Annotated in this window: 9 protein-coding genes; 3 read left to right on the top strand and 6 right to left on the bottom strand. The window is 64.3% G+C overall.

The window, feature by feature from the left end:
- The first annotated feature begins 371 nt into the window (after window positions 1–371).
- On the top strand, window positions 372–752 hold the full coding sequence (locus tag GY791_01970) for a hypothetical protein (protein ID MCP4327189.1): 381 nt from the start codon (window positions 372–374) through the stop codon (window positions 750–752).
- Here GY791_01970 and GY791_01965 read toward each other — a convergent pair.
- The 6 genes from GY791_01965 to GY791_01940 form a co-directional block, all read right to left on the bottom strand.
- The gene (locus GY791_01965) at window positions 749–1,321 is read right to left on the bottom strand and encodes a cytochrome b (GenBank protein ID MCP4327188.1); all 573 of its coding nucleotides are present in this window, start codon (window positions 1,319–1,321) and stop codon (window positions 749–751) included. The genes GY791_01970 and GY791_01965 overlap by 4 nt on opposite strands.
- A 66-nt stretch (window positions 1,322–1,387) precedes the next feature.
- The gene (locus tag GY791_01960) at window positions 1,388–1,978 is read right to left on the bottom strand and encodes a polyisoprenoid-binding protein (GenBank protein MCP4327187.1); all 591 of its coding nucleotides are present in this window, start codon (window positions 1,976–1,978) and stop codon (window positions 1,388–1,390) included.
- Window positions 1,979–2,281: 303 nt separating this feature from the next.
- Complete coding sequence (locus GY791_01955) at window positions 2,282–2,713, bottom strand: nuclear transport factor 2 family protein (GenBank protein ID MCP4327186.1); 432 nt, start codon at window positions 2,711–2,713, stop codon at window positions 2,282–2,284.
- Window positions 2,714–2,907: 194 nt separating this feature from the next.
- Window positions 2,908–4,410, bottom strand: coding sequence for a hypothetical protein (locus tag GY791_01950; protein ID MCP4327185.1), 1,503 nt, complete (start codon window positions 4,408–4,410; stop codon window positions 2,908–2,910).
- A gap of 190 nt (window positions 4,411–4,600) precedes the next feature.
- Complete coding sequence (locus GY791_01945; protein ID MCP4327184.1) at window positions 4,601–5,362, bottom strand: aldolase; 762 nt, start codon at window positions 5,360–5,362, stop codon at window positions 4,601–4,603.
- 74 nt (window positions 5,363–5,436) lie between these two features.
- Window positions 5,437–5,727 (bottom strand): hypothetical protein, encoded by a 291-nt coding sequence (locus tag GY791_01940; protein ID MCP4327183.1) that lies wholly within the window; start codon window positions 5,725–5,727, stop codon window positions 5,437–5,439.
- 250 nt (window positions 5,728–5,977) lie between these two features.
- On the opposite strand from GY791_01940, the gene GY791_01935 reads away from it, so the two are divergent.
- Together GY791_01935 and GY791_01930 are read left to right on the top strand one after the other, a co-directional pair.
- Window positions 5,978–7,663, top strand: coding sequence for a thiamine pyrophosphate-binding protein (locus tag GY791_01935; GenBank protein MCP4327182.1), 1,686 nt, complete (start codon window positions 5,978–5,980; stop codon window positions 7,661–7,663).
- 57 nt (window positions 7,664–7,720) lie between these two features.
- Entirely contained in the window at window positions 7,721–8,137 is a 417-nt protein-coding gene (locus GY791_01930; GenBank protein MCP4327181.1) for a hypothetical protein, read from the top strand.
- Window positions 8,138–8,273 lie beyond the last annotated feature (136 nt).

The following is an 8,273-nucleotide window of genomic DNA, read 5'->3' as shown; positions in this document are numbered from 1 at the left end:
CCCGTAAATGGGGTTCGCTGGTTTCACCCGTCGGGTGACATGGGGTTCGCCCGTTGTGATGATGGTATTGCATTGATTCTTATAGCAGAATCTCTCAACCAGGTCACCAAAATGGCAATCCATCTGGGGAATCCGGGTTTAGATTGGCCAAGCGCAGCCCATGATTCACCGGGACGTGTAGCAGGGACGAGTTGACAATACGAAACGTTTCTGCAATCTTTGCGTGTATATCAATTACTCCGCGAAGGTTCGGTCAGGCGGCATTGCTCATACTCGCTCTGTTCTTGGCCTATCTGTTCTTTAGCCCCTGCGCGTCGAATGACGTAACGATCATCAATGGGACCGGCCACCAAATAGCTGTCGTGTTGCGCATGAATGACAAGACAGTCTGGTCCGGCGACGTAGCGCTGCTAAACGATCGAAGCCCGCCTGTCATGCACCCGGGCGTTGATGCCAGCATAGATATTGAGATCAACGCCATCGCCGAGGAAACCAGCTTTCGCGGGACCTACGGCTACGTTGTGCCGTTCGACGGTTACCGGAACATATTCCTCTTCGACCATGAGGGGATTCACTACACGTCGCTCCAACCCGATCCCGATTTGGGGACCGCATGGCGCATAGCCATGTATGGTCTGGGACCGCTTGGAGCGAAGGTTTCGTGCGCCGGGCCGATTCCGGGGCCGGCGTTCATAGCCACAAACAGGCCCAAGACCCTCTGCAAGGTTACCTCACTCGGTCGCCAAAGCTAGGCGCCGTAGGTCATGCGCTTGAGAATGTCGTCGCGCTTGACGAACTGGTGCCGCAACGCGGCGGCGATATGGACGATGAGCAGGGCGGTGAGGGCGATGGCACAGTAGAAGTGGACATCGCCAAAGAAGTCGGCCAATTCCTTGCCGCCCGGCTTGAAGGGGTCATAAACCTCGAACAGGCCGAAGAACTTGTTCTTGACCCCGAAGGTGTCTTGCAGCGGCGAGGCGGACGCCATGAGCCAACCCGAAATCGGCATGGCCAGGATCAGGACATAGAGGCCGAGATGCCCAAGCCTGGCGGCAAGCTTTTCCGGCGCGCTCATGGCGTCGGGTAAAGCGGGCTTTCGCCGGTTGCCGAGGCGCCACACTACACGCAAGACAGCCAGACCGAAGACGAGGAATCCCCAGCTCTTGTGGAGCTGCACCAGGGGGAACTGCTCGAGTGGGTCGGTGACGAAATAGGCCATGTAGACGCCCAGGCCGAGCATGAAAAAGATAATGCCCGCCATCGTCCAGTGAAAGAGACGGGTGACCCAGCCCCAAGTCCGGTCGCTGTCGCGGAGTTGCATGAACCCGGTTCGGAAAAAAATTAGCGGTGGTCCGTGCCCCTATGGCCGCGTGCCGGCGTATTCGCGTTAGGCTTCGTCGGCCTTCATTTGCACGAAGATCTCGAGACGGATGCGGTCGCCGGTGATCGGCGCACCGAGGCCCAGATCGAATTCACTTCGTAGCAAGGAACCGTCCGCCGTGATTCCGATCCACTCGCCCTGGTACTTATCAAAGAAGGAGCCCAGAGGGTGCGGGCCAATGTGGTTCATGGTGACGTCCAGGTCGACCGGCTTGGTTATGCCCTTGATCGTGAGATCGCCCGTCACCACGACCGAGGAAAGCCCGGACCGGCGCACCCCCGTCGACTCGAAAGTGATTGTCGGGTGCTTCTCGACATCGAAAAAGTCGTCACTCTTTAGATGATCGTCCAGCGCCGTCACGCCCGTGTCCACGCTGTCCGCCGCGACCGACACCGAAACCTTGATTGTCGACAGATCTTCGCCATCGAATTCCGCCGAGCCGGTCACGTTCGCCCACTCTCCGGACTGTATCGTCAGGCCCTGAGCATCGTAGTAGAAACGAACCTCGGTGTAGCTCGGGTCGAACTCATAGGTCGCGGCCTGGGCCACGGTCGAAAAGAAGAGGACCCCGAGGGCCGCGATCAAAGATTGCTTCATTGGTAAGTCTCCCAGTCAGAGAACGAACGCCAAGGATCTTGCCCGATCCTAAGATTGATCCCGGCTGTCTTCAATAGTGCGCACACCAAGAATTCACTCCGCGCGCTTCACTTTTCGGAGAGCTGGGACCCGTGTCCGCGCAAATCACCGTCCGGGTAGAGGTCCCTTCTTGCCCGGGACAGAGGCGGCTGTCACGCGCCGTCCGGAGGCACGGTCTTGGCGCAGAGCGGGTAGACCGAGCAGGATGCCGCTATAGAGACCGCGCCGTCGCGGTGGTCGCGGCCCGCGAAGACTTCGCGCCCGCTATTTCGTGGCGCCGAAATTGGCGTAGGCGGCCGCCTTCCACTGGCCCTCGATCCGCCGGAACACGGCCAACCGCGGGGCACGGTGGACAATCGGCTCGCCGTCGATGGTCCCGTCGATGTGGAGGAAGAAACGCACGACCATGATGTCGCCGCCGACCGTGACCACCAAGTCCTCGGGGACAAAGCCGGGCGCCAGGGAAACCCGGGCGACGCCGCTTTCCAGGTAGCCCTCGCGGTCGAAACCGACGCCGTTGGCCCGCATGATCTGGAATTCCGGCGCCAGCCAGCGCGCCGCCGCCTCGGGCCCCGCGGCCACCGCATTGATGAAGGCAACTACCGCGACGTGCGCCTCTTCCGTGGGGCCGTCGTCGGCCAGGGCCGGCAAGACGGACACGGCGACGGACAGAAGGACGACGATCACATACCGCATGGCTGACTCCTTGGTCGATTCCATTTCACTGTCATTGCCCAGTTACCGGCCATCTTCGGCCTCGATGATAGGCGAACGAGCCCCGCCGGATCATCACGCTCCGCGTCTTGACCCGAAGCGGCGAACCCGGTGTCGGCCCGGCCGTCGATCGCGGCCGCGCCGACCACAGGCGTCACCCACGCCATGACCGCGGCCTAGTCCCGGTCGGACTCCTCTGCGTCCACGTGCCCACGATCCAGGATCGCGCCCGGACCATACCGGTCGAGAAGGCTGTCGGCGTAGGCCTCGATCTCGTCCCAGGCACATTCGCGGCTGGCGTGGCCACGGACGACAAAGGCCGGGCCCATGTAAAAGCGCTCATACTGTAGGTGACGGCCGGCGAAATCGCTGCCGAGGGCGTCCCACGCCGCCTTGAAGAGCTTGTATTTGTCGATTGCGGCCTGGCCATGACTTCCCCGCCACAAGACCTCGAAGAGCTCACGCGTGTACGGATCTTCCAGCACCGAGACATCGGCCGGCATCTGCAGGACGCTGCCGCCCGACAGCTCCCGAACCTTCGAACAGATCTGATCGTAGTTTTGCGTGCACCAGTAGACCGTCGAATACATGGCGAGCCTGTTATACGTCACATAGCCGTTACCAAGGTCTTCGAAGCCTTGAATCTGCCCGTCGACAAGACCCGAAAGCATTCCATAGGCCGCCGCCAGATGCCCCATGTCGTCGGCCACCGCGGGGACGACGTCGATGCCCATGGATTGGGTGATGCGACGGGCGAGCCCGATCAGAAGGCGGAGCTTCGAGCGAAACCGCACGCATGATTGGTGATTCGACAGGCTATGGGCGGGGGTCTCGAAGTAGATGTCTCGCGACAACGGTATGTCATTGTGGGTGAAGACCCGCTCCCAGGGGACGAAGACGTCATCGCACACGACGACGCAGTCGCTTTCATCGAAGTGATAGGCAAGCGGATTGTCGAACTCGCTGACCGCATAACGGCCGAACGGCTTGCGTGACCACAGGCTGAGACCCGCCGCGCTGGCCGGCACCATGCAGGTGATCGATTCGCGCTCGTGACCCTCGGCCAGAGGCAGCAGATTGCCGAGCCAGATTTCGTGGCAAAAGGCAGCGCTCGTGGCGAGCATCTTCATGCCGCTAATGACAACGCCGTCATCCCGTTCCTTGGTCACCATCAGGCTCGGAACCATGCGCGCCGCTCGGCCACTGAATTTTTCGTCCCGCGTGCCCTGCGGCGGGGCGACGGCGTGGGCGAGAAAGATGTCGTTGTCCCGGCAGTAGCGATAGTAGTCGGTGACGTGACGAGAGAACTTGTGCTCATCGGAATCGAAGATTTCCGGCCGCATGGCGGCGCCTGTGATATAGCCGCCGACGAAGTCGGGCGACCGGCCCATCATGCCGTAGGTCATGTCGGCGATGATCGCCGAGCACGTCGAGCGGCGCTCAAGATCGCGCCGATTCTTCGGCATAAGGTAATACATGGCATGACGATCGCCGTCGGCCTCAAAGGTCAGGATGTCGCGATGGGCGGGATCAAAGCGTGCGTCGAAGGTCGCGGCATAGGAGTTTGCCGCGTTGCGGAACGCGGCATGGGTCGTGACGTCGGTGACCCGTTCGCTTCCGATGTAGATGACGCGCCCGTCCCTAAGGCTATCAAGGTATTCTTCGCCGTTTCGAATCAACGCCCTCTCCATCGTTTCGATGACGAAACGATCTTTCCTTCACCGGTATTCTAGCGCGAATTCTTCAGCGACGGCGATGCCTCGCTACGGTTTGCATCGGTCATCTTCAATTTCTTGGAAACGCCCGCATTGCCGGCCAGGCCGCAGCCGATATTTGGCGGAAAAGCGCCGAATCAATTCCGCAACCGGCTCAGGGTCGGTCAAGGTCTCGAAGGATATCGGGCCGGGCGCGGCGTGCCTTGCGTTTCAGGTGCGCCCAACGCAACGCCAGGGTCTCGGGGCTGCGGATGAAGCCCTGGGCCTGGCGGGCGACGTCATCGGGCAACGTGTCGACGCGGCCGGTCGCCATGGCCTTGAGCTGCACCTCGCACGCGTAGTCCAGGACCGTCGCGCCGACCACCGCATCGCCGATGGTGTCGCCAACCGTTATCAAGCCATGATGCTTGAGCAAGATGGCGTGGTTGTCGCCCAACGCCGCGGCAATGGCATCGCCCTCCTTGGTGTCGAGCACGATGCCGTCGAACTCATCGAAGAGACAAACATCGTCGAAGTAATAACACCCGGTTTGGGTGACAGGCATCAATTGGGAGCCCGTCGCGCTGAGGGCCACGATGTTTGCCGCGTGGGTATGTACGATACAATTTACCTCCGGTCGAACCCGGTAAATCTGGGTGTGTATGTGCAAGGTCGGATTACAGGTGCCGCTTCCACTCACCGTGCGCAGTTCAAAATCGGACTCGACGAGATCGTCGGCACCGATCTCGTCAAATCCAAGCCGCCACCGATGCGCCCAAAACGTACTGGCACCAGGTAGCCGGGCGGTGAGGTGTCCCGCGATCCCAGTTCCCTGGCCGGCCTGATCCAGGATGTGAAAGCCGTGCAGAAGATCCGCTTGTAGGGTTTGCAACGCCGATTCGGGGACGGTTCGGACGACAGGGGACGGTGCGCTCATATCCGGTTAGCCTTTTCGGTTACCTCAAGGCGGCCAGGCCGCCTACACCGGCGGCGGTCGCCGTCCCCCCACCCTCATTGTGCCAGGAACGCCAATCCCGGCATGACCACCGGCGACAGGCTTAGCCCGATCAGGATACCGCTATAGAGGCCGCGGCCCGCCGCGCCGTCGAGGTGGCGCCGCGCCGGCCACAGACCGATCAGAGTGAGGATGCCGAGCACCGCACCGACCGCGCACACCATCGGCCCGGCGGGGATCAGGGCGAGGCCCAAGTAATAGATCAAGGTCGGCGCCAGAACGACCATCAGGATCAACACCCGCAGCCCGTCGTCCCACGCCCATCCGGTGCCGTCTTGTTCCGCCATGGCGCTGTCCCCCTTCGTTCTCGCGCGGGCCTGAGTTTAACGGTTTTCCCCGCGTCCTGCCACCGGCGCTTCCGCCACCCCCTCCCCAATGCGGCCGGTCCCGGCCGATCTCCCCCCTTTACCCGATCTCCCGCCGAGAGGCGGAGTCCGCCGCCGCGATCCGTGGCGAGAAGTCCGCCCTGGACAAGCGGCGCCATCGGCGCTATCGCGGGTCCGTCACGGGCGAAGACAACCACCACAAGGACCGGCGATGACGAGCGGCGACAACATGCGGACGGGCGGTCAGCTGGTCGTCGATGCGCTCACCGCCCACGGCGCGGAGCAGGTCTTCTGCGTCCCCGGCGAGAGCTACCTGGCCGTGCTCGACGCGCTCTACGACGCAGACGGGCTCGCCGTCACCGTGTGCCGCCAGGAGGGCGGCGCGGCGATGATGGCCGACGCCTACGGCAAGCTCACCGGGCGCCCCGGCATCTGCATGGTGACGCGCGGGCCCGGCGCCACCAACGCCTCGCCCGGCATCCACATCGCCTTCCAGGATTCGACGCCGCTGATCCTGTTCGTCGGCCAGGTCGCCCGCGGCATGATCGAGCGCGAGGCGTTCCAGGAGATCGATTACCGCCGCATGTTCGGCCAGATGGCCAAGTGGGTGGCGCAGATCGACAGCGCCGAGCGGGTGCCCGAATTCGTCGGCCGCGCCTTCCATACGGCGACCGCCGGGCGGCCCGGGCCGGTCGTGCTGGCGCTGCCCGAGGACATGCTGCTCGACCGCGCGCCGGGGGTCGAGCTGGCGCCCTATACGCGCACCGACGCCCATCCGTCGCCGGCCGCGATGATGCGGCTCGAAGACATGCTGGCGGCGGCGCGGCGGCCGCTCATGGTGCTCGGCGGCGGCGGCTGGAACGCCACCGCGTGCGCCGATGTGCGCGCCTTCGCCGAGGCTTTCGACCTGCCGGTGGCGGCCTCGTTCCGCTGCATGGACTATTTCGACAACACCCATCCCAATTATGCCGGCGATCTCGGCTATGTCGCCAATCCCAAGCTCGCCGAGCGCGTGCGCGCGGCCGACCTGCTGCTCGTCGTCGGCGACCGCCTCGGCGAGGTGACGTCGGCGAGCTACAGCCTGCTCGCCGTGCCGCGGCCGAGCCAGGCGCTGGTCCACGTCCATCCGGGGGCCGAGGAACTGGGCCGGGTCTACCAGCCGGAGCTGTCGATCCACGCCAGCATCCCGGGCTTCGCGGCGGCGGCGGCGGGGCTCAACCCGGTGCGCGAGCCGCCGTGGCGGGACGAGCGCACGGCGGCCCACGACGACTATCTCGGGTGGATCCGGCCGACCACGGCGCCGGGCGGTGTGCAGCTCGCCGAGATCGTCGCCTGGCTGAGCGAGACCCTGCCCGCCGACGCCATCGTCTGCAACGGCGCCGGCAACTATGCCGGCTGGGTCAACCGCTTCTACCGCTACCGCGACTACCGCACGCTGCTCGGCCCGACCTCGGGCTCGATGGGCTACGGCACGCCGGCGGCGGTGGCGGCCAAGCGCGTCCATCCCGAGCGCATGGTCGTCGCCTTCGCCGGCGACGGCTGCTTCATGATGAACGGCCAGGAGCTGGCGACCGCGGTCCAGTACGGCCTCGCCATCATCGTCATCGTCGTCAACAACGGCATGTACGGCACCATCCGCGCCCACCAGGAGCGCGAATATCCGGGCCGGGTCAGCGCCAGCTCGCTGACCAACCCGGACTTCGCCAAGCTGGCCGAGGCCTATGGCGCCCATGGCGAGGCGGTGACCCGGACCGAAGACTTCGCCGCCGCCTTCGCCCGCGCGGCCGAGGCCGGGCGCCCGGCGCTGATCGAGCTCCGCATCGACCCCGAGGGCATCGCCCCGGGCCGCACCTTATCCGAGATCCGCGCCGCGGCCGAAGCGCGACAAGGTGGGTGAGCGCCGTGCGCCACCGCCGCGATGACCGCGACCGCGATTTCTGCTAGAATGGAAGCCATGCGCACGACGATCCTCATCTCGACCCTCTGCCTCAGCTTGGCCGCCTGCGCCGGACCGAAGCCGGTGCTCTATCCGAACAATCACCTCGCCGCGGTCGGTGACGACCAAGCCGATCAGGATATCGACCAGTGCCAGGAGCTGGCCGAGGCGGCGGGGGCGAGCGATGGCGGCGATGCCGCCGGCAACGCGGCCAAGAGCACGGTCGCCGGCGGTGCGATCGGCGCCGGCTCCGGCGCGGTGGCGGGAGCGATCGGCGGCAATGTCGGCCGTGGCGCGATGATCGGGGCCGCTGTCGGCGCGACGGCCGGCCTGCTGCGCGCCGCCTTCAGCCGGCCGCGTCCGGGCCAGGCGCATATGAACTACGTCAACCGCTGTCTCTCCGACCGGGGCTACGAGACCGTCGGCTGGGACTAATACCAAGTCTCTGTGAGTGGGACTCATATAGGGGCTTTCCGGAACGGTGTTTTTCTGATTCAAGATGGCAAACGGATGGAGGTTTGCCATGGGTTCTCCGGTTTCACTTCGAGACGATTTTGGTGCGGCCGGACTT

Source organism: Alphaproteobacteria bacterium (assembly GCA_024244705.1).
GTDB lineage: Bacteria > Pseudomonadota > Alphaproteobacteria > JAAEOK01 > JAAEOK01 > JAAEOK01.
Note: the sequence above shows the minus strand (reverse complement) of the source record. Positions and strands in the feature narration are given on the sequence as shown.

What these genes read in the sequence shown, in the direction of transcription:
- GY791_01970 (MCP4327189.1), top strand. Translation starts at nt 372, where the DNA reads ATGAATGACAAGACAGTCTGGTCCGGCGACGTAGCGCTGCTAAACGAT.
- GY791_01965 (MCP4327188.1), bottom strand. Translation starts at nt 1,321, where the DNA reads ATGCAACTCCGCGACAGCGACCGGACTTGGGGCTGGGTCACCCGTCTC.
- GY791_01960 (MCP4327187.1), bottom strand. Translation starts at nt 1,978, where the DNA reads ATGAAGCAATCTTTGATCGCGGCCCTCGGGGTCCTCTTCTTTTCGACC.
- GY791_01955 (MCP4327186.1), bottom strand. Translation starts at nt 2,713, where the DNA reads ATGCGGTATGTGATCGTCGTCCTTCTGTCCGTCGCCGTGTCCGTCTTG.
- GY791_01945 (MCP4327184.1), bottom strand. Translation starts at nt 5,362, where the DNA reads ATGAGCGCACCGTCCCCTGTCGTCCGAACCGTCCCCGAATCGGCGTTG.
- GY791_01940 (MCP4327183.1), bottom strand. Translation starts at nt 5,727, where the DNA reads ATGGCGGAACAAGACGGCACCGGATGGGCGTGGGACGACGGGCTGCGG.
- GY791_01935 (MCP4327182.1), top strand. Translation starts at nt 5,978, where the DNA reads ATGACGAGCGGCGACAACATGCGGACGGGCGGTCAGCTGGTCGTCGAT.
- GY791_01930 (MCP4327181.1), top strand. Translation starts at nt 7,721, where the DNA reads ATGCGCACGACGATCCTCATCTCGACCCTCTGCCTCAGCTTGGCCGCC.